Origin of the sequence: Nocardiopsis sp. LDBS1602, assembly GCF_035818715.1 — a bacterium.
Taxonomy (GTDB): domain Bacteria; phylum Actinomycetota; class Actinomycetes; order Streptosporangiales; family Streptosporangiaceae; genus Nocardiopsis; species Nocardiopsis alba.
This window is the reverse complement of sequence record NZ_JAYLVW010000001.1, coordinates 1,508,641-1,528,893: the sequence shown is the minus strand read 5'-3', so window position 1 is coordinate 1,528,893 and position 20,253 is coordinate 1,508,641. Positions and strand designations below refer to the sequence as shown.

19 protein-coding genes and 1 riboswitch are annotated in these 20,253 nt (G+C 71.3%); of the genes, 13 read left to right on the top strand and 6 right to left on the bottom strand.

What is annotated here, in order from left to right:
• Nucleotides 1-54: 54 nt before the first annotated feature.
• Together pdxT and U9J66_RS06980 are read left to right on the top strand one after the other, a co-directional pair.
• Nucleotides 55-663 (top strand): pyridoxal 5'-phosphate synthase glutaminase subunit PdxT, encoded by a 609-nt coding sequence (gene pdxT / locus U9J66_RS06985; protein ID WP_014909716.1) that lies wholly within the window; start codon nt 55-57, stop codon nt 661-663.
• Nucleotides 660-1,406: a YebC/PmpR family DNA-binding transcriptional regulator gene (locus U9J66_RS06980; RefSeq protein ID WP_326337323.1), complete on the top strand. Its 747-nt coding sequence runs from the start codon at nt 660-662 to the stop codon at nt 1,404-1,406. Before pdxT ends, U9J66_RS06980 begins: the two co-directional genes overlap by 4 nt.
• Before the next feature lie 102 nt (nt 1,407-1,508).
• On the opposite strand, the gene U9J66_RS06975 is transcribed toward U9J66_RS06980, so the two are convergent.
• The gene (locus U9J66_RS06975) at nt 1,509-1,934 is read right to left on the bottom strand and encodes a PPOX class F420-dependent oxidoreductase (protein ID WP_014909625.1); all 426 of its coding nucleotides are present in this window, start codon (nt 1,932-1,934) and stop codon (nt 1,509-1,511) included.
• A 159-nt stretch (nt 1,935-2,093) separates the two neighbouring features.
• Between U9J66_RS06975 and ruvC the strand changes: the two genes are divergently transcribed.
• The 6 genes from ruvC to U9J66_RS06945 all read left to right on the top strand — a co-directional run bounded on the left by ruvC (nt 2,094) and on the right by U9J66_RS06945 (nt 8,507).
• Nucleotides 2,094-2,642: a crossover junction endodeoxyribonuclease RuvC gene (gene ruvC, locus U9J66_RS06970; RefSeq protein ID WP_014911013.1), complete on the top strand. Its 549-nt coding sequence runs from the start codon at nt 2,094-2,096 to the stop codon at nt 2,640-2,642.
• 48 nt (nt 2,643-2,690) lie between these two features.
• Complete coding sequence (ruvA, locus tag U9J66_RS06965; RefSeq protein WP_017534115.1) at nt 2,691-3,308, top strand: Holliday junction branch migration protein RuvA; 618 nt, start codon at nt 2,691-2,693, stop codon at nt 3,306-3,308.
• A gap of 27 nt (nt 3,309-3,335) precedes the next feature.
• The gene (gene ruvB / locus U9J66_RS06960; protein ID WP_326337322.1) at nt 3,336-4,391 is read left to right on the top strand and encodes a Holliday junction branch migration DNA helicase RuvB; all 1,056 of its coding nucleotides are present in this window, start codon (nt 3,336-3,338) and stop codon (nt 4,389-4,391) included.
• A gap of 313 nt (nt 4,392-4,704) precedes the next feature.
• Entirely contained in the window at nt 4,705-5,013 is a 309-nt protein-coding gene (gene yajC, locus U9J66_RS06955) for a preprotein translocase subunit YajC (protein ID WP_187294470.1), read from the top strand.
• A gap of 118 nt (nt 5,014-5,131) precedes the next feature.
• A complete protein-coding gene (locus U9J66_RS06950) occupies nt 5,132-5,686 on the top strand; it encodes an adenine phosphoribosyltransferase (RefSeq protein WP_014910858.1) in 555 nt (184 codons plus the stop codon).
• A 643-nt stretch (nt 5,687-6,329) separates the two neighbouring features.
• Nucleotides 6,330-8,507: a RelA/SpoT family protein gene (locus U9J66_RS06945; RefSeq protein WP_017534114.1), complete on the top strand. Its 2,178-nt coding sequence runs from the start codon at nt 6,330-6,332 to the stop codon at nt 8,505-8,507.
• Between the two features lie 91 nt (nt 8,508-8,598).
• Here U9J66_RS06945 and U9J66_RS06940 read toward each other — a convergent pair whose 3' ends face one another.
• From U9J66_RS06940 to U9J66_RS06925, 4 genes are all read right to left on the bottom strand, one after another.
• Nucleotides 8,599-9,066: a nitroreductase/quinone reductase family protein gene (locus U9J66_RS06940; RefSeq protein WP_017534113.1), complete on the bottom strand. Its 468-nt coding sequence runs from the start codon at nt 9,064-9,066 to the stop codon at nt 8,599-8,601.
• Between the two features lie 100 nt (nt 9,067-9,166).
• The gene (locus tag U9J66_RS06935) at nt 9,167-10,360 is read right to left on the bottom strand and encodes an acyl-CoA dehydrogenase family protein (protein WP_326337321.1); all 1,194 of its coding nucleotides are present in this window, start codon (nt 10,358-10,360) and stop codon (nt 9,167-9,169) included.
• 49 nt (nt 10,361-10,409) lie between these two features.
• Entirely contained in the window at nt 10,410-11,693 is a 1,284-nt protein-coding gene (locus U9J66_RS06930; protein ID WP_161111533.1) for a CaiB/BaiF CoA transferase family protein, read from the bottom strand.
• A 3-nt stretch (nt 11,694-11,696) separates the two neighbouring features.
• Nucleotides 11,697-12,080: a DUF3870 domain-containing protein gene (locus U9J66_RS06925; protein WP_014909282.1), complete on the bottom strand. Its 384-nt coding sequence runs from the start codon at nt 12,078-12,080 to the stop codon at nt 11,697-11,699.
• 215 nt (nt 12,081-12,295) lie between these two features.
• Nucleotides 12,296-12,410, top strand: a riboswitch (SAM riboswitch).
• 64 nt (nt 12,411-12,474) lie between these two features.
• Here U9J66_RS06925 and U9J66_RS06920 point away from each other — a divergent pair.
• The 3 genes from U9J66_RS06920 (at nt 12,475) to U9J66_RS06910 (ending at nt 15,341) form a co-directional block, all read left to right on the top strand.
• Nucleotides 12,475-13,845, top strand: coding sequence for an aminotransferase class V-fold PLP-dependent enzyme (locus tag U9J66_RS06920; RefSeq protein WP_014909518.1), 1,371 nt, complete (start codon nt 12,475-12,477; stop codon nt 13,843-13,845).
• 252 nt (nt 13,846-14,097) lie between these two features.
• Entirely contained in the window at nt 14,098-14,814 is a 717-nt protein-coding gene (locus tag U9J66_RS06915) for an SAM-dependent methyltransferase (protein ID WP_017534110.1), read from the top strand.
• Nucleotides 14,805-15,341 carry a DinB family protein gene (locus U9J66_RS06910; protein ID WP_017534109.1) on the top strand — a complete coding sequence of 179 codons (537 nt, stop codon included), beginning with the start codon at nt 14,805-14,807 and terminating at the stop codon, nt 15,339-15,341. Before U9J66_RS06915 ends, U9J66_RS06910 begins: the two co-directional genes overlap by 10 nt.
• A gap of 24 nt (nt 15,342-15,365) precedes the next feature.
• Here U9J66_RS06910 and U9J66_RS06905 read toward each other — a convergent pair whose 3' ends face one another.
• Nucleotides 15,366-17,540 (bottom strand): primosomal protein N', encoded by a 2,175-nt coding sequence (locus tag U9J66_RS06905; RefSeq protein WP_326337414.1) that lies wholly within the window; start codon nt 17,538-17,540, stop codon nt 15,366-15,368.
• Nucleotides 17,541-17,661: 121 nt separating this feature from the next.
• Here U9J66_RS06905 and fmt point away from each other — a divergent pair, with 121 nt between their 5' ends.
• Together fmt and U9J66_RS06895 are read left to right on the top strand one after the other, a co-directional pair.
• Nucleotides 17,662-18,597 (top strand): methionyl-tRNA formyltransferase, encoded by a 936-nt coding sequence (fmt, locus tag U9J66_RS06900; RefSeq protein WP_326337320.1) that lies wholly within the window; start codon nt 17,662-17,664, stop codon nt 18,595-18,597.
• A gap of 78 nt (nt 18,598-18,675) precedes the next feature.
• Nucleotides 18,676-20,142: an RsmB/NOP family class I SAM-dependent RNA methyltransferase gene (locus U9J66_RS06895; RefSeq protein ID WP_014911175.1), complete on the top strand. Its 1,467-nt coding sequence runs from the start codon at nt 18,676-18,678 to the stop codon at nt 20,140-20,142.
• The last annotated feature ends 111 nt before the right edge of the window (nt 20,143-20,253 follow it).

The window sequence follows — 20,253 nt, the reverse complement described above, 5'->3', positions numbered from 1 at the left end:
ACACCCTCCCCGCCAGTACCATGGTCCCCTTCCGTCAGCCGAGTGAGGCCGCTTTTGACCGCCGCACCCACCATCGGTGTCCTCGCCCTCCAGGGCGACGTCGCCGAGCACGTCGCCGTCCTGGAGACATTGGGCGTATCCACCGGGAAGGTCCTGTCCCCGGAGCACCTGGACTCCGTGGACGCGCTGATCATCCCCGGTGGCGAGTCCACCACCATGTCCAAACTCGCCCGCAGGTACGGCCTGATCGACCCGTTGCGCAAGCGCGTCGCGGCCGGGATGCCCGCCTACGGCACCTGCGCGGGCATGATCATGCTCGCCGACGAGATCCTCGGCGGCACGGCCGACCAGGAGACCGTCGGCGGGATCGACATGACGGTCCGACGCAACGCCTTCGGACGTCAGACCGAATCCTTCGAGACCGGTGTGCGGATCGACGGGATCGGGGACGAGCCCTTCGACGCGGTCTTCATCCGGGCGCCCTGGGTGGAACGGGTGGGACCCGAGGTCACCGTCCTCGGACGCGTACCCGGTCCAGGCGAGGCCGGTAGGATCGTCGCCGTACTACAGGGCGGCCTGATGGCCACGTCCTTCCATCCCGAACTCACCGGCGACACGCGCATCCATCGCCTCTTCGTCGACATCGTGAAAGGACACGCATGAGCGGCCACTCCAAGTGGGCCACCACCAAACACAAGAAAGCCGTCATCGATGCCAAGCGCGGCAAGCTCTTCGCCAAGCTGATCAAGAACATCGAGGTGGCCGCGCGTACCGGTGGTGGGGACCCCGACGGGAACCCGACGCTCTACGACGCCATCCAGAAGGCGAAGAAGAACTCGGTCCCCGCCGACAACATCGAACGCGCGCGCAAGCGGGGCTCCGGCGAGGAGGCCGGTGGCGCCGAGTGGCAGACCATCATGTACGAGGGCTACGCCCCCGGCGGTGTGGCCCTGCTCGTGGAGTGCCTCACCGACAACCGCAACCGCGCGGCCTCCGAGGTGCGCGTCGCGGTCACCCGTAACGGTGGCAACATGGCCGACGCCGGATCGGTGTCGTACCTGTTCAACCGCAAGGGCGTCGTGATCGTGCCCAAGGAGGCCACCAACGAGGACGACGTCACCATGGCGGTCCTGGAGGCCGGCGCCGAAGAGGTCGAGGACATCGGCGACTCCTTCGAGATCATCTGCGAGGCCACCGACCTGGTCTCGGTGCGCACCTCGCTCCAGGAGGCCGGCATCGACTACGACTCGGCCGACTCCAACTGGCTGCCGAGCATGGAGGTCCCGGTCGACGCCGAGACCGCCAAGAAGGTCCTGCGCGTCGTGGACGCCCTGGAGGACTCCGACGACGTCCAGAACGTCTTCACCAACGCCGACATCCCCGACGAGGTCATGGCCGAGCTCTGAGCCCGGCCGCTCGATCGCGGTGACCGACTGGCCCGGGGGCCGGTGACGCCTGTGGCCGTACCCCTTTCCGGGGACGGCCACAGGCGTTCGTACGTCCGACCCTCAGCCGGTCATGTTCATCGCGGCGATCACCTTGGTGGGACGCAGCCGCACCACCAGTTCGCCGGGCACCCCGTTGCGCCTTCCGAACTCCTCGGCGCGTTCGGGCCCCATGTAGCGGCGGGCGATCGCGGTGGCGGTGCGCAGCAGCTCGCCCGTATCCTCCGACACCTCCGCCTCGCCCTGGACCTGGACGAACCCGTAGGGATCCTCCTCCAGGTCGACCAGCAGGGTGAGACGGGGGTCACGCGCGATCGAACGTCCCTTGGCCGTCTCCTTCCCGGTGTTGAAGACCAGCGCGTCGCCGTCGATGACGAACCACACCGGTGCCACCAACGGACGGCCGTCGGCGGAGGTGTAGGCGACCTTGCCGGTACGCGTCCCCTGGAGCAGGAAGTCACGGACCTCGGGATCCTCGATGGAAGTCATGAGCTCACGCTAGGTCCGGAGAGGTGCCGGACCCCGACCCCGACACGCGCCTTCGTCGCCTTCCCCGCGAGGCCGCGCGTGTGCGCGACGGCGCTGTCGTCACGCGCCGCTAGCATGGTGCGAACGAACGTTCGACGGACCGAGGGAACAGGTGACCACGTGCGCGTGCTGGGGATCGACCCGGGGCTGACCCGCTGCGGGATCGGGGTGGTCGAGGGGTCCATCGGACGCCCCCTGCGCCTGCTGTCCGCGGACGCCATCCGGACCTCGCCCGACACCGAACTCCCGCAGCGCCTCCTCGCCGTCGAGCGCGGGATCGAGGAGTGGCTCGACGAGTACGAGCCCGAGGCGGTCGCCGTCGAACGCGTCTTCGCCCAGCACAACCTCAGCACCGTCATGGGCACCGCCCAGGCCAGCGGCCTCGCCCTGGTCTGCGCCGCCCGCCGGGGGTTGCCCGTGGCCACCCACACGCCGAGCGAGGCCAAGGCCGCCATCACCGGCAGTGGCCGAGCCGACAAGGCGCAGGTCGGCACCATGGTGGCGCGTATCCTCGGACTCGACGGACCTCCCAAGCCCGCCGACGCCGCCGACGCGGTGGCCCTGGCCATCTGTCACATCTGGCGTGGCGGCGCCCAGGCACGGGTCGCCCAGGCCCAACAGGACTTCGCCCGCAAGGTGGAGCTGGCCCGCCGCGCGCGGGGCCGGTGACACCGCCCCCAGGAAGGAGACGGGCGCCCCTCCCGGTGCCCACAACAGATGATCGCGTTCCTCACCGGCCGGGTGGCCGCACGCGGCGCGGGCAGCGCCGTCATCGACGTCGGCGGTGTCGGCATGACCGTCCAGTGCACCCCGTCGGCCCTGTCCCGACTGCACGTGGGCGACGAGGGCACCGTCGCCACCAGCCTGGTCGTGCGGGAGGACTCCCTCACGCTCTTCGGCTTCGTCGACGACGACGAGAAGCACGTGTTCGAGCAGGTGCAGACCGCGTCGGGGGTGGGCCCCCGACTGGCCCTGGCCATGCTCGCCGTGCACAGCCCCGACAGCCTGCGCCAGGCCGTGCACACCGAGGACACCGCCGCCCTGACCCGGGTCCCCGGCATCGGTAAGAAGGGGGCCCAGCGCATCGTGCTGGAGCTGCGCGGCAAACTCGACGCGCCCATCGGCACCGACGGCACCCTGCCCGGGACCGAGGGCACGGCGAACGGCCGGGCGAACGGGGCCTGGCGCGGCCAGGTGGTCTCCGGCCTGGTCAACCTCGGCTGGTCGGCCAAGGACGCCGAGGCCGCCGCCTCGGCCGTGGCCGACGAGGCCGCCGACACCGACGACGTCACGGTCCTGCTGCGCAGCGCCCTGCGCAAGCTCAGCCGGATCTAGGGACCTTCAGGAGAGGAGGCGACGGACATGCACGAACGCGAGGCGGTCTCGCCCGAGGCCGACGTCGACGAACGTCGACTGGAGGGGGCGCTGCGCCCCCGCTCGTTGGAGGACTTCGTCGGCCAGGAACGGGTCCGCGAACAGCTCTCCCTCGTCCTGCACAGCGCCCAGCGACGGAATCGGGCGCCCGACCACATCCTCATGTCCGGTGGCCCGGGGCTGGGCAAGACCACCCTGGCCATGATCATCGCGGCCGAACTCGGCGTGCCGCTGCGCATCACCTCCGGCCCGGCGATCGAACGCTCCGGGGACCTGGCGGCGGTGCTGTCCACCCTTCAAGAAGGAGAGGTCCTCTTCCTCGACGAGATCCACCGCATGGCCCGCCCCGCGGAGGAGATGCTCTACGTCGCCATGGAGGACTTCCGCGTCGACGTGGTGGTCGGCAAGGGGCCCGGCGCGACCGCGATCCCCCTGGACATCGCCCCCTTCACCCTGGTCGGGGCGACCACGCGGGCCGGTATGCTCCCGGCCCCGCTGCGCGACCGCTTCGGGTTCACGGCGCACATGGACTTCTACGACGCCGACGAACTGGAGCGCATCCTGTACCGCTCGGCCGGACTGCTGGGCGCTCCCCTGGACCCCGAGGCCGCTCGGGAGATCGCCGGCCGCTCCCGAGGCACACCCCGTATCGCCAACCGGCTGCTGCGCCGGGTGCGCGACTACGCCGAGGTGCGCGGGGACGGGGTCCTCACCCTCCACAACGCCCGGGCCGCCCTCGACCTGTACGAGGTGGACGCCCTCGGGCTGGACCGACTGGACCGGGCCATCCTGGACGTGTTGATGCGCAGGTTCCGCGGCGGCCCCGTCGGGCTCTCCACCCTCGCCGTGTCGGTGGGGGAGGAGGCGGAGACCGTCGAGGAGGTCGCCGAACCCTTCCTGGTCCGTTCCGGCTTCCTGGCCCGCACCCCGCGCGGTCGGGTCGCCACCCCCCAGGCGTGGGAGCACATGGGGCTGACCCCTCCGCCCGACGCCGCCTTCGGCGCGGGCCGCGTGGAGGACGCCGCCGACACCGGGGCCGCGTGAACGAACCGTTAGCGGGTCGAACCCTGGAGGTTGGTGGTCGGTGACCCCCGCCACGTAAACTGGGCGAACCGGTCGAGAGCGGGGATCGCCCCGTGAGATGTCGTTTCGACATCGGCGGAACGAGTTGACACCCTGGTGCGTTGTACACCCCGGGTAGGAAACCGACCGCCGTGGTCGGGGCGGCCCGAAAGGTGGTCGTCGCGGGTGTCCCAACCGGCAGCCGTCGCCCACGAGAAACGTCAGGAAGGACGCCCCCGTGCAGGGCCTTACTAATCTCGCAGACGCCGCTCAGGGTGAGCAGAGCATCTTCGGCATGCTGCTTCCCTTCGTGCTGATCCTCCTGGTCTTCTGGCTGCTCTTCTGGCGCCCGAACCAGAAGCGTCGCCAGCAGGAGATGCAGATGCAGAGCGCACTGGTCCCGGGCGTCGAGGTCATGACCAAGGCGGGCATCTTCGCCACCGTGGTCGAGATCCACGACCAGGACGTGCTGCTGGAGATCGCTCCGGGCACCCGTATCCGCATGCTCAAGGCCGGTGTCGGCGAGGTCATCACCCCGGCCGCCGACGACACCCCGGTCGAGGACCGTCCCGACTTCGGCGACGACGACAAGCCCAAGGGCTGAACACCCGTCCCACGGGACGCACCACAGACTTCGGTACCGGCCCCGGCACTCCGGGTCCGGTACCGCCGTCGTTCGGTGACCCCATCGAACCGACCCATAGAAGAAGGCACCACCCGCCATGCCCGACGACACCGTGACCCCGGAGATCGCCGTGGACCTCGCCCTGATCGAGTCCCGGATCCGTGACGTCCCCGACTTCCCGCACGAGGGGATCCTGTTCAAGGACATCACCCCGCTGCTCGCCCATAGGGAGGCCTTCGCCGCGGCCGTCGACGGGATGTCGGCCCCCTTCCGCGCGGAGGGCGTCGACCACGTCGTCGGTTTGGAGGCGCGGGGGTTCATCTTCGGCGCCCCGATCGCGATGGCGTTGGGCGCCGGTTTCGTTCCCGCGCGCAAAGCCGGGAAACTGCCCGCGAAGACCATCGACCGGTCCTATGATCTTGAGTACGGCACCGCGACCGTCGAGATCCACGCCGACGCGATCGCTCCGGGCGCCCGTGTGCTCATCGTCGACGACGTCCTCGCGACGGGCGGCACCGGCAGGGCCGCGGTGGAGCTGGTCCGCAAGGCGGGTGGTACGGTCGTGGGATTCTCCGTCCTGATGGAGCTCGCAGCGCTCCGAGGGCGCGAGATGTTGCCCGACGTGGAGCCGCACATCCTCCTCTCGGTCTGACCGGAGATCCTCTCCTCGGCTGTCGCCTCACGGGGAATAGCGCGACGGTCCGTCCTCGTTGATCTACTCCGACACTCGGTGTGACGTACCTGGTGACCCGGGTCACCACGCGTACCACCGAAGTGGTGGGAACGAGGGACGCGAGGGGGTCGGACCGCTCCCCGCCCGCTCGGGGCGGGGCCCACTAGACTGGTGGGAAGAGGTGAACCGCGGCGGCCGCGTCGGCGAACGGCCCTGATGACACACGTGCACCGGAAGCCGAGCCCGCGAACGCCGGCTCCACCGGGCGGATCCGCGGGAGGTAGGCATGCCAAACGAAGTGGTTTCGACCGGAGCGACGTCCGCACGTGAGCAGGAGCGGGCGAACCCGTCCGAGACGGCCGAACGTACCTTCGAGAGGGACCGTGCCCCACAGGCCCCACAAGGCGCTCGCGCCGACGTGCCCGGAGGGCACACCGATGGCGATCGTGCCACGACCGCCGACAGACCACAGGGGGACCGCCCGGAGGGCGCCGCGGAGCATGCGGCGCCCTCCGACGTCTCGGGGCGGGAGATCCCGGGGCGCCAGGCGACCTCCACCACCCCCTCCACGGTGCGAGTACGCAGAAGGCTCGCCCGACTCGGCGCTCAGCGGGGAGTGACGATGAACCCGGTGCTCGAACCACTGATCAAGACGGTGCGGGCCACCCACCCCAAGGTGGACGTCCGACTGATCGAGCGCGCCTACGAGGTGGCCGCCCACCACCACCGTCACCAGAAACGCAAGAGCGGCGACCCCTACATCACCCACCCGCTCGCCGTCGCCACCATCCTCGCCGAACTCGGCATGCAGGAGGCCACCCTGGCCGCCGCCCTGCTGCACGACACCGTCGAGGACACCGACTACTCCCTCGACGAGCTGCGCGCGGACTTCGGCGACGAGATCGCCGAACTGGTCGACGGCGTCACCAAGCTGGACAAGGTCAAGTACGGCGAGGCCACCCAGGCCGAGACGGTCCGCAAGATGGTCGTGGCCATGGCCCGCGACATCCGGGTCCTGGTCATCAAGCTGTGCGACCGCCTGCACAACATGCGCACCCTGCGCTACCTGCCCAAGAGGGCCAAGCGCGAGAAGAAGGCCCGCGAGACCCTGGAGATCTTCGCGCCGCTCGCCCACCGCCTGGGCATGAACACCATCAAGTGGGAGCTGGAGGACCTGGCCTTCGCCACCCTCTACCCCAAGCGCTTCGACGAGATCGCCCGGCTGGTCTCCGAACGCGCTCCCCGCCGCGACGTCTACCTCCAAGAGGTCATCGAGGCGGTCTCCGCCGACCTGCGCGAGTCCAAGCTCAAGGCGACCGTACGCGGCCGGCCCAAGCACTACTACTCGATCTACCAGAAGATGATCGCCCGCAACTGCGGCTTCGACGAGATCTACGACCTCATCGCGGTGCGGGTCCTGGTGGACAGCGTCCGGGACTGCTACGCGGCCCTGGGGACCATCCACGCGCGATGGAACCCGGTGCCGGGCCGGTTCAAGGACTACATCGCCATGCCGAAGTTCAACATGTACCAGTCGTTGCACACGACGGTCATCGGCCCCTCCGGCAACCCGGTCGAACTCCAGATCCGCACCCGCGCGATGCACCGACGCGCCGAATACGGCATCGCCGCGCACTGGAAGTACAAGGAGGACCGCAACACCGGCGGCGACGCCAAGGCCAAGGGCACCACCGACATGCAGTGGCTGCGCCAGCTCATCGACTGGCAGCAGGAGACCAAGGACCCGGGCGAGTTCCTGGAATCGCTGCGCTTCGACCTGTCGGTGCAGGAGGTGTTCGTCTTCACCCCTCAGGGCGACGTCATCTCCCTTCCGCAGGGGGCCACCGCCGTCGACTTCGCCTACGCGGTGCACACCGAGGTGGGCCACCGCACGGTCGGGGCCCGGATCAACGGACGTCTGGTGCCGCTGGAGAACGAGCTGCACAACGGCGAGACCGTGGAGATCCTCACCTCCAAGGACCCCGACGCCGGCCCCAGCCGCGACTGGCTCAACTTCGTCAAGAGCGCCCGCGCCCGTAACAAGATCCGCCACTGGTTCACCAAGGAACGCCGTGAGGCCGCGATCGAGCAGGGCAAGGAGGAGATCGCCAAGGTCATGCGCAAGCAGGAGCTGCCGGTCAAGCGCCTGTTCAGTGGAGAGGCGCTCATCGCCCTGGCCGGGGACCTGCGCTATCCGGACGTGGACTCGCTCTACGCGGCGGTGGGGGAGCGCCAGGTCAGCGCGCAGAGCATCGTCGGCAAGCTCGTCGACGCCATGGGGGGCCTGGACAGCCATACCGAGGACATCGCCGAGTCCTCCCTGCCCTCCAAGGCCGCGGCCGGTCGACAGCGTTCGGGCAACCCGGGCGTGGTCGTGGCCGGCGACGGGGACGTGTGGGCGCGTCTGTCCAAGTGTTGTACCCCCGTCCCGGGCGACGAGATCGTCGGTTTCGTGACCCGGGGCAACGGGGTGTCGGTGCACCGGGCCGACTGCGCCAACGCCGCCAGCCTGGACCGGGAGCGCATGGTCGACGTCGAGTGGCGGCCCACCGAGGACTCCATGTTCCTGGTGGCCCTGCACGTGGAGGCGCTGGACCGGGCCCGGCTGCTGTCGGACATCACCCGGGTCCTGTCCGACCAGCACGTCAACATCCTGTCGGCCACGGTGCAGACCAGCCGGGACCGGGTGGCGCAGAGCCGTTTCACCTTCGAGATGGCCGACCCCACCCACCTGGGCAGTGTCCTGCGCGCGGTGCGCGGGGTCGACGGCGTCTACGACGTCTTCCGCGTGCGCAACTGATCGCGGACGGGCCGCCCGTGCGGCCCTGCCTCGCACAAGAGAAAGGCCCCGGCCGCCCGAGGGGGTGACCGGGGCCCTTCCCGTGTCCGGTTCAGATCCGGATGGTCGTGGACCGCACGATCCGGAAGACCGGGTGCCGATCGGCCTCGGCCACGAACGCCTCCACCGGGGCCTCCGGCGGGGCGTCGAAGTACGGGGCCACGATCGCGGCGCGGCCGTGGTCCAGATACTCGCGCAGCGCCGGACCGGCCTCCTCGGGGGCCGCCTCCCGCACGCTCACCAGTTCGATCCAACCACCCCGACGCAGGGTCGCGAAACCGTCCTTGCGCAGGTTGCGCACCCAGTTCACCTCGCCGTACGGGGAGACCAGGTACCGGCCGTTCTCGCCGTCCAGCACACTGACCGGAGTGGTCCGCAAGAACCCGGACCTGCGCCCCCGGGTGGTGAGCAGGTGCATCTCCGGCGGGCAGACCCCGTACTTGACGAAGCCGCTGACGACCGCGTCGGCGACACGGCGCAGCCTCGTCGCCTCGAACCGCTTGGTCGGTTCGTTCACCATCTGGGCTACTCCCTCACTCGGCTGTTCCCCATTGTGGTGGGTGACGGCCTCCGATGACACCCGGGAATCGGCGAGATCCGGCACAGGAACGGACGCGTCCTCAGCGGAAGGCGGAGATCCCGGTGACGGCCTGGCCGATGCTCAGCGCGTGGATGTCCTCGGTCCCCTCGTAGGTGGCGACGGTCTCCAGGTTCACCATGTGGCGCATCACCGGGTACTCCAGGGTGATGCCGTTGGCCCCGTGCAGCCCGCGCGAGACGGACGCCACCCGCTGGGCCGCCGCCACGTTGGCGAACTTACCGAAGCTGACGTGGTTGTGGTGGCATTCGCCCCGGTCCTTGAGTCGGCCGATGCGCAGCGCCGTCATGCCGGCGTGGTTGACGTCCACGACCATGTCGGCCAGCTTGCGCTGGGTGAGCTGGAAACCGCCGATGGGGCTTCCGAACTGCTCACGGGTGAGCGAGTACTCGCGGGCCGCCTCGTAGCAGGCGCGGGCGGCGCCGGCCACGCCCCACACGATCCCGTACCGGGCCTCGTTCAGGCAGGACAGCGGGGAACCCAGCCCCTTGGAGGTGGGCAGCACCGCGTCCTCGGGCAGACGCACGCCCTCCAGGACCAGTTCGGAGGTGATGGAGGCGCGCAGGGACAGCTTCTTGTGCACGACGTTGGCGGTGAACCCGGGGGTGTCGGTGGGCACGACGAACCCGCGGATGCCCTCGTCGGTGGCGGCCCACACCACGGCGACGTCGGCGACCGAACCGTTGGTGATCCACATCTTGGTGCCGTCGAGGACCCAGTCGGAGCCGTCCTTACGGGCACGGGTGCGCATCGAGCCCGGGTCGGAGCCCGAGTCGGGCTCGGTCAGACCGAAACAGCCGATCGCGTCGCCGGCGGCCATGCGCGGCAGCCACTCGTTCTTCTGCTCCTCGGAGCCGAACTTGTGGATCGCGGCCATGGCCAGGGAACCCTGCACGGACACGAAGCTGCGCAGACCGGAGTCGACCGCCTCCAGCTCCCGGCAGGCCAGACCGTAGGCGACGGCGCTGGAACCGCCGCAGCCGTAGCCCTCCAGGTGCATGCCGAGGACACCGAGGTCGCCGAAGGCCTTGGCCAGACCACGCGGGTCGGGCAGGGTCCCGGCCTCGAACCAGTCGGCGACGTGCGGCAGGAGCTCGCGGGAGGCGAATCCGCGGACGGCGTCGCGCACGTCGCGTTCGGTGTCGGACAGTTCGGAGTCGACCGCCAGGAAGTCGTACGGGTCCGGGGCGGCGGCCTTGTGTCGGGGGTCGCTCATGGGCGGATGTCCTCTCGTGACTCTGTGCTGTGCGGGGTCGGTACGGGGGTCATTCGGTGGTGTCGGGACGGACGTCGGTGCGCTGGACGGCGCCGCGTTCGACGAGCGCGGCGATGCGCTCCGGTGTCAGCCCCAGCTCGGCGAGGATCTCCTCGGAGTGCTGACCGAGCAGCGGGGGAGCGGCCATCGGTACGGGGGTCCCGGCCATGCGGAACCCGGCGCGCACCTGTTCGAGCGGGCCGGCGGTGGGGTGGTCGACGGTGCGCAGCACGTCGTCGCCCGAGGTGTCGGCGGTGCGCAGGGCGTCCAGGACCCCGCGTACGCGGCCGACGGGGACCCCGGCATCGACCAGGGCCGTCATCCAATGGTCGGCCGGGCGCGATCGCAGAACCTTGGACAGTTCGTCGATCAGGGCGTCACGGTGGGCGACCCGGTCCGGGTTGGTGCCGTAACGGGGATCCTCGGCCAGGTCGGGGCGGTCGATCGCCGCGCACAGGCGCCGGTAGAGGGCGTCGTTCCCGGCGGCCACCACGATCTCCGCGTCGGCGGTCGGGAACACCTGGTAGGGCACGATGGTGGTGTGCGCGTTGCCCACCCTCGCGGGCTCCCGATCGGTGACCAGGGACTGCTGGGCGAGGTTGACCAGGGCGGAGAGGGTGGAGTTGATCAGCGAGACGCTGATCTCCTCGCCCCTGCCGGTCTCCCGGGCCCGCATGAGCGCCCCCAGGATGCCCACGGCGGCGTTGAGGCCGGTGAGCACGTCGGTCAGGGCCACCCCCACCTTGCTCGCGGGGCCCTCGGCCGGGCCGGTGGTCGCCATCAGACCGCTCTCGGCCTGCACGACGATGTCGAAACCCGGTCGACCGGTCGGTTCGTGCTCGGGGCCGAAACCGCTCACCGAGCAGTACACGACCGCGGGGTTGCGTTCGCTGATCCGCTCGTAGCCCAGGCCCAGACGGTCGATCACCCCCGGACGGAAGTTCTGGATGACCACGTCGGAGGAGGCGCACAGCTCCTGCACCGCGGCCAGACCCTCGGGGTCCTTCAGGTCCACGGCCAGGCTGCGCTTGTTCCGGTTGACGGACAGGAAGTAGGCGGCCTCGCCGGGGGAGTGCGCGGCCTCGTGCTCCTCGGTGGGCGCGGCGTAGGGCGGCCCCCAGGAACGGGTGTCGTCTCCTCGCCCGGGCTGTTCGATCTTGACGACCTCGGCGCCCATGTCCGCCAACAACATGGTCGCGTAGGGGCCGGCCAGGACCCGGGACAGATCGGCGATCCGGACCCCCGCCAGGGGCAGGGGCGCGTCGGTCGTGGAGGGTTCGGGACTGGTGGTCAAGGGTCACTCCTCGCCGTCGGGGGCAACGGGAAGCTGGTCGCCGTCCCGCAACTGGTAGTAGGTCTCCAGGCAGCGACGCAGGGCCGTCGTGAGCGCGGCGCCCGACTGGCCCGCGTACCGTGTCTGGACCCGATGGACGATCTCCGCGATGTCCTCGGTCACCGAGGCGCCCTCCACCAGGGCACGGAAGAAGTCCTTGGCCAGGTCGGTGAGCAGGGTGGTGTCCGCGGCGACGATGCGGCCGTCCGCGGAGTCCACCGCGAGCACGACACCGAGCCGCTGGTACTGGGAATGGCTCGCCACCGAGTCGGGAAGACGGGCGTAGCCGGAGATGAGCACAACCCTGGGGTTGCGGAAGAGCTGCTGAATACGGTCGTCGCCGTGCAACGGACACACCTCTCGTCTGCGGGCATGCGAAAACTCCGATGGACTGGAGTCTCGCGCCTGAAGGGCGGCCGGGGGAAACCGGACACCCGCGACGTGAGGGCAGTTCGGGAACAGTATGGCCCAGTGGCTCCTCCCGATGTCAAGCAGGGAGGTGTTCCAGACCACAGGAGAGCGCGGGTGCGCCCTCACCGAACGTTGTGTTACATTTCCGCACAGGTCACGAGTGCCAGCGTCAAGCCCCGGCTTGCTGGCCGGCAACCCTCCTTCCGCGGTGGGGTGCCCCGGGTGAGGACCAGGTCCCGACACGACCGTGTCAGACAAGCGCGGACCCCTGAGGCTGAGCCATGCGGAGCCATGCCCTGTGGGTCCCCCGACCCACAGAAGAGGTGCCCTCATGACCACTGTCATCCCGTTCGACCCCGCCCGTGCCGGCCGTACCGACGGAGTGCCCCACCCGGCCTCCCGCCCGGCCTCCGCCGACCGTTCGATCGTCACCGCGGACGGTGGTGTCCCCCTGATCACCGGCGAGCGCGTCGACTACGCCAACTTCGACTACGCGGCCAGCGCCCCCTGTCTGACCGCCGTCGCCGACGCCCTCTCCGCGGCCCTGCCGTTCTACGCCAGTGTGCACCGGGGCGCGGGTCACCACTCCCAGGTCAGCACCGAGGCCTACGAACGCTCCCGGCGCAGCGTCGCCCGCTTCCTGGGGGCACGCCCGGACACCGACGCCGTGGTCTTCGTCCGCGGCACCACCGACGCCCTCAACCTGCTGGCCCGCTCCGTCCCCGAGGGCTGCACCGTGGTGGTCTTCGAGTCCGAGCACCACGCGAGCCTGCTCCCCTGGGAGCACCCCGCGGCCCGCTCCGGCCGGGTGGTGCGGCTGCCGCTGCCCGAGAGCCCCGAGGCCGCCGTCGAGGCCGCGCGCGAGGCCCTGCGCGCGGCGCCGGAGGGACCCCGACTGCTGTGCGTGACGGCGGCCTCCAACGTCACCGGCGAGATCTGGCCGATCGCCGAGCTGGTGGCGGCCGCCCACGCCGAGGACGCCCGAGTGGTGGTCGACGCCGCCCAGTACGTGCCCCACCTGCCGTTCAGCCTCGCCGAGACCGGCGCCGACTACGTGGCGCTGTCCGGGCACAAGCTCTACGCCCCCTTCGGATCCGGGGTGCTGGCCGGACGTTCCGACTGGCTGAGCGAGGCCACCCCCTACCTGTCCGGCGGCGGCGCCACCCGGCGGGTGAGCGAGCACGACGTCCTCTGGAACGACCTGCCGGCCCGGCACGAGGCGGGCAGCCCCAACGTGCTGGGCGCCGTGGCGCTGGCCGCGGCCTGTGACGCCTTCACCCCCGAGGCCCTGGCCGAGCAGCACATCCGTGAGTCGGTCCTGCTGGAGCGGCTGCGTTCGGGGTTCGCCGAGATCGACGGGGTGCACGAGCTGACCCTGTGGGACGCCGAGCACGAACGGGTCGGCATCGTCTCCTTCGTGGTCGACGGGCTGCCCGCGGGCCTGCTGGCCGCCGCCCTGTCGGCGGAGTACGGCATCGGGGTGCGCGACGGCCTGTTCTGCGCCCACCCGCTCACCGACCACCTGCTCCCCGAGGGGCACGACCAGGCGGTCCGCGCCAGCCTCGGCGTGGGGACCACCGAGGAGCACGTCGACCGTCTGGTCGGCGCGGTGGCCGATCTCGTCGCCCGCGGTCCGCGCTGGGAGTACGTCGACCTCGACGGTCGCCTCGTCCCCGCCCCGGACCCGCGCGCCACGCTCTGAACCCCCTCCGAGACCCGCTCCGTCCGGTCCGGGACGCTCCGACGCGGCCCTCGGGACCTCGGTCCCGCACGAACGCGGGACCGAGGTTCGTGTGAAGAGAGCAGAAGGACACATTTCACCCGGGGGTGTGTCGGGTATCACTTTCGCAGACGGTACTATCTGGCCCTGACGGCAAGGCGCGCACCGTCGGGGACCCGACCGGTCCCCTCGGCTCCGGCGCCCTGCCCGCCACAGGCGAACCGGTTGGGGAGCGTGATCGTGACGGACGTCCGAGGACCCGAGGCAGGTCGTCTCACGGCCGTGTTCCGAGAACGTCGACCCCTCCGGGTTCCAGGGCAGCGCCCCCGCGTGGTCGAACTCGACACCCGTGATCGCCCGGCGGCGGACCCGGCACGGGCCGAGGAGATCCGTCTCCACCAGGCCTTCCTCGGTCGGGTCGTCGACTACCTGTGCGCCGACGCGGGCGTACGCCAGTTCGTGGACTGGGGCTGTCCGGTCCCCGGCACGACCGAGCGAATACGCGAGGCCGCCCCCGAGGCCCGGGTCGTCCATGTCGCCCCCGAGGGCACCGCGGGCGTCCTGGCCTCCTCCGGGACCGCGACCGCCCTGTCCGGTGACGGTTCCGGGACCAGGTCGCTCCTTCGCAGGCTCCGTGACAGCGGGCTCGTCGACTTCGGCGAGCCCGTCGCCGTTCTGATGACCCGTCCCTTCCCCTCCGGCGCCGCCCCCGACGGCCTGGGCGACCTGCGCTCCCTCATGCGCGGCGGCGGCTACCTCGCCCTCACCTCCACCGCCCCCCGTGCCGAACTGGAGCGTGCCTTCGACCCCTTCCGCACGCTCGAGCCCGGGGTCGCCGACCTCACCTGGTGGCCCTACCCGGACGAGGACGTGCCCGACCGGGGCTGTGGGATCCTGGCCGGCCTGGGCCGAGTCCGTGAACGAGGAAGGGGTACGAGCCGATGGCGGTGAACTGGAACGGCGAGATCCTCGCTCAGACCCGCTTCTACTGGGACTTCTCGCTGTGGCCCCGTCTCGAGGGGCTCACCGACGAGGAGTTCTACTGGGAGCCGGTGGAGAACTGCTGGACCGTGCGCCGGCGTGAGGACGGACGTCACGCACCCGACGGCGCCTATCCCGAACCCGATCCGCCGCCGGTCACCACCATCGCCTGGCGGCTCGGCCACATCGTGGTCGACGTGCTGGAGACCCGGATCGACCGCCACTTCGGCGACGGCACCGCCAACCGCGACACCATCGACTGGCCCTCGACCGCCGACGAGGCCCGCGAACGCCTGCGCGTCGCCTACCTCACCTGGTCCGAGTACGTGGGGCGGCTCGACGACGAGGACCTGGCCCGGCCGGTCGGCTCGGCCGAACCGTCCCAGTGGTCGACCTTCCCGATGGTCGTCCTGGTCCTGCACCTGAACCGGGAGCTGATCCACCACGGCGCCGAGGTCGCCCTGCTCCGGGACCTCTACCGCGCCGACTTCGGCTAGGAGCGACGCCCGCGTCCGGGGGACTCAGATCACCCGGAGCGGGTCCACCCGCACCTGCGCCAGATGCTCGTCACGGCGGGCGCTGCGCGCCACGGCGGCCGCCTTCAACGCCCGGGCCAGGGCGCCGATCGATCCTCGGGGCACCCGCAACAGGGCGCGTTCGGTCGGCTGCCCACCCTGGTCGGAGCGTTCGGGGTCGATCGGGACCGGTCCGAGCAGTTCGGCCTCCTCGGGCAGGGCGATCTGGTCCAGAAGCTCGCGCACGTGCTCGGCGCCGCCGGTGATCGAGGCCATCGAGACGGCCGGAGGGAAGCCCAACCCCCTGCGGTCGGCCAGCTCGCGTTCGGCGAAACCGCCCGGATCCCAACGCACCAGCGCCTGGACCACCGGGGAGGAGGCGTCCGCCGACACGACCACGGTGCCTCCGGGACGGACCAGGGCGGCGGCGTTCAGCCACCGGCGCAGGGTCTCCTCGGAGGCGCGCAGGTCGGCCCGGTTGAGCAGCGCCCACCCGTCCAACAGGACGGCGGCCGCGTAGCCGTCGCCCTCGACCGTCGGTTCGGCGCCGGGGGTGGCCACCACCAGCGCCGGACGATCCGGCACCCGGGTCAGTACCTCTTCGCGGCCCGAGGTGCGCACCGCCAACGAAGGGAAGGCACGCCCCAGCTCCTCGGCGGTACGGCGGGCCCCCACCACGACGGCGCGCATACGCGTCACCCCGCACTCGGGGCAGGCCCACTGTCCGGCCACACGCCCGCACCAGCCGCAGGAGGGCATGGCGTGCGATCCGCGCAGCGCCAACGGGCCGTGGCAGGCGTCGCAACGGGCGGGCTCCCGGCATCCGGCGCAGGCCAGGCTGTTCAGGTACCCCCTCCGAGGGACCTGGAAGAGCACGGGTCCCGACCTGGTGGCCTCTCGGGCGGAGCGGAGCGCCAGGCTGGGCATACGGGCGGAGCGGGCGGCCTCGTCCCGTGCCAGCTCCCGGTCGTCCCCGGCCGGACGGATGACCGGGGCCCGCCGGCGCAGGGTCGCCCGGTCGGCGAGCAGCGGATGGGCCCACCCCGATTCCACCAGGAGTTGGGCGTCGGTGGTGCGGGTGTGTCCACCGATGAGCGCTCCGGCGCCCGCCTTGTGCGCGCGCATGGCCAGCACCGTGCGCGCGTGCGGGTAGGGGGCGTGCGGCTCCACGTGCACGTCGTCGCCGTCGTCCCACAGCACCACCAGACCCAGGTCGCGCACAGGAGCGAAGACGGCGGCCCTGGTACCGACCACCACCCGGACGCCGCCCCGCAGGACCGACAGCCAACGCCGGTAGCGTTCGGCCGGACCCAGATCGGCGGTGAGCGCCGCGTGCCGACCCTCGCCCAGGTGCCGGACGAGCGCGGCGTCCACCGAGGCCACGTCGCGACCGTCGGGCAGCACGATCACGGTGCCCCGGTCCGCGGCCAGGGCGGCCCGCGCCGCCACCGCGATCGCGTCGGTCCAGTCGGTGCCCGGCAGGGCGTTCCATACGGCGCGGGCGGGCCGGCCCTCGCTCAGCGCGCGGACGAACGCGGGACCTTCCGGATAGGCGTCCCACGGCCCCGGGTCGATGCCCAGGACGGCGGCCTCCACCGTCCCTTGGACGGCGGGCCCTTCGCCCTCGGCCGTCTCCGGGGGCGGGGCGGTGTCCGACGGGGGGTCCTCGCCTCCATCGTCGGTGTCCGAGGTCTTCGCGTCGGGCGCGGCCTCCTTCTCCACCCGCGCGTGGCGGGGAGGGATGGCCAGACGCAGAACGTCGCTCAGCGTGCCCGCGTAGCGGTCGGCCACCGCCCGGGCCAGATCCAGGATCTCGGGGGAGAGCACGGGTTCGGGGGAGACCACCGTCTCCAGGTAGGCCAGGCGCCCCGCGAACTCCGAACTCTCCACCCGCTCGACGAGCAGGCCCGCGAGCTGACGGCCGTTGAAGCGGACCTTCACCCGACAGCCCGGTACGGCCTTCTCGTCCATGTCGGCGGGCACCCGGTAGTCGAAGAGGCGATCCAGATGGGGGAGGGGGGTGTCCACGATGACACGCGCGATGGGAAGCCGGTCGGCGGGCCTGCGCGCGGCCGGACGCCGCCCCTTCGCGGTGGCGGCCTTCTCCTTGGCCGTCTCCTTCCTCGCCCCCGCGGGCAGGTCGAAGAGGCCCTCATCGGGGTCACCGGACTGCGCTGTCATCATCCATGGTCTATCAGATCGCGACGACGGTCCCACGGCGCGAGGGATCCGACACCACCGGCGAACGGCGGGAACCCTGGTAGAACAGTGATCCGTAACCGCTGTGGAGGGGGAACCGACCATGAAGCTCGTCTTTGCCGGTACACCGGAGGTGGCGGTGCCCTCGCTCCGGGCACTGATCGACTCCGATCACGAGGTCGCCGCCGTGGTCACCCGACCCGACGCCCGCTCCGGCCGCGGCCGCAAGGTGTCGGCGAGCCCGGTCGCCGAGCTGGCCGAGAGCGAGGGCATCGAGGTCCTCAAACCGGCGAAGTCCGGAGACCCGGGGTTCCTGGAGCGGCTGAGGGAGATCGCCCCCGACTGCTGTCCGGTGGTCGCCTACGGCGCGCTGCTGCCCCAGAGCGCCCTGGACATCCCCGAGCACGGGTGGGTCAACCTGCACTTCTCCCTGCTGCCCGCGTGGCGAGGGGCGGCCCCGGTCCAGCACGCCCTGCTGCACGGGGACGACGTCACCGGGGCCTCCACCTTCCGGATCGTCAAGGAACTCGACGCCGGACCGGTCTTCGGAACCCTGGCAGAGACGGTCCGTCCCACCGACACCAGCGGTGAACTCCTGGGACGGCTGGCCGAGTCCGGGGCCGGTCTGCTGCTCCGCACGATCGACGGCATCGCCTCGGGCGAGCTGTCGCCGGTGCCCCAGCCGGAGGCCGACGTCTCCTACGCGAGCAAGCTCACCCCGCTGGACGCCGAACTCGACTTCACCGCGCCCGCCCGGCGGGTGGACCGGGTCGCCCGGGCCTGCACGCCGGCCCCCGGCGCCTGGACGACCTTCCGCGGCACCCGGCTGAAGGTGGGCCCGGTCCGTCCGATCACCGACGCCGACCGCCCCGAACTGGAGCCGGGACGCCTGCACGTCGACAAGAAGCGGGTCCTGGTGGGCACCAGCACCCACCCGGTCGAACTCGGCACGGTTCAGCCCCAGGGGAAGAAGGCCATGGCGGCGGTGGACTGGGCCCGGGGGACGCGCCCCACCGAAGACGACCTTCTGGGGCGTTGAGCTGCCGTACTCTCGATGCTGGCGTGCGCGGGAGCGCGCGCCGGAACACGTCCCCGGCTTGTTGAGGCAGAGCACACGTTGAGCGAGCAGTCCCGTTCCCAGCACCACCGCCCTCGACGGGGCGCCGAGTCCGGGCGTGGCGGTCGTCGCTCCGGACCGCCGCCCCGTCCGCGCGACCCGGCCCGCAGGGTCGCCTACGACGTGCTGCGCGCGGTCGAACAGCGCGACGCCTACGCGAACCTGCTGTTGCCGGTCCTGTTGAGCGAGCGCGGCGTCCATGGTCGTGACGCGGCCCTGGCCACCGAGCTGACCTACGGCACCCTGCGCCGTCAGGGGACCTACGACGCCGTCCTGGAGACCTGCGTGGACCGCACGCTGGCCTCGGTGGACGGCGAGGTGCTCCCTCTGCTGCGGATGGGCGCGCACCAACTGCTGTCCACCAACATCCCGCCGCACGCGGCGGTCGGTGAGACGGTCGATCTGGCCAGGCGGGTGGTGGGCCACCACCGCTCCCGGTTCGTCAACGCGATCCTGCGCAAGGTGAGCGCCCGCGACCTGGAGGAGTGGACGGCGATCGTCGCCCCCGAGCGCGACCGGGATCCGAGCGGCTATCTGTCGGTCGTCCACAGCCATCCGCGTTGGGTGGTCAAGGAACTGGCCCGCGCGCTCGGGGAGCGGGCGAAGGACGCCGGTCTGCCGCGTACCGAGGAACTGCTGAAGGCCCACAACGAGCGTCCCAGGGTGACCCTGGTCGCCAAGCCGGGACGTTCGAAGGTCTCGGACCTGGAGGAGGCCGGGGCCGAGCCCGGCCGTTACTCGCCCTTCGCCGCCTACCTGCCGGAGGGGGACCCCGGCGCCATCCGCGAGGTGCGCCAGAACCGGGCCGCGGTCCAGGATGAGGCGAGCCAGCTCGTCGCCCTGGCGCTGACCCGGGTCGACGCCCATGGCGAGGACCGTCGTTGGTTGGACATGTGCGCCGGGCCCGGCGGTAAGGCGGGGCTGTTGGCCTCCCTCGCCGGGCAGCGCGACGCCCGCCTGGTGGCCTCCGAGCTCCAGCCCGCGCGGGCCGGTCTGGTGGCCGGCGCCGTACGCCGCGCCCCTCGGGACGCCGGGCGCGCGATCGTCGCGGACGGCACCAGGCCCGCGTGGCGTCGCGAGGTCTTCGACCGTGTCCTGGTGGACGTGCCCTGTACCGGGCTGGGCGCTCTGCGTCGCCGTCCGGAGTCGCGGTGGCGGCGCTCGCCGGAGAACGTCGTCGAGTTGGCCCCGCTCCAACGGGAGCTGCTCACGAAGGCGGTGGAGTCGGTGCGTCCGGGCGGTGTGGTGGCCTACGTGACCTGTTCGCCACACCTGGACGAGACCGATGTCATCGTCCAGGGGGTGCTCTCGGAGCGCGACGACCTGGAGCTGCTGCGGGCCCCGGACTACCTCGACGAGGTCCCCGACCTCGCGGCGGGGCCGGAGGGAAGGTACGCGCAGTTCTGGCCGCACGTGCACGGTACCGACGCGATGTTCCTGGCCCTGTTGCGTAAGCGGAACGGCTGATCCGACCCGGATCGAGGACCCTCGATCCGGGCTTATTCGGACATATATGGATCTACTTCGTAAAGGTGTCGGCTTGGAGGGGTGGGTCGATCGGTGAGCGGGGTCTGTACA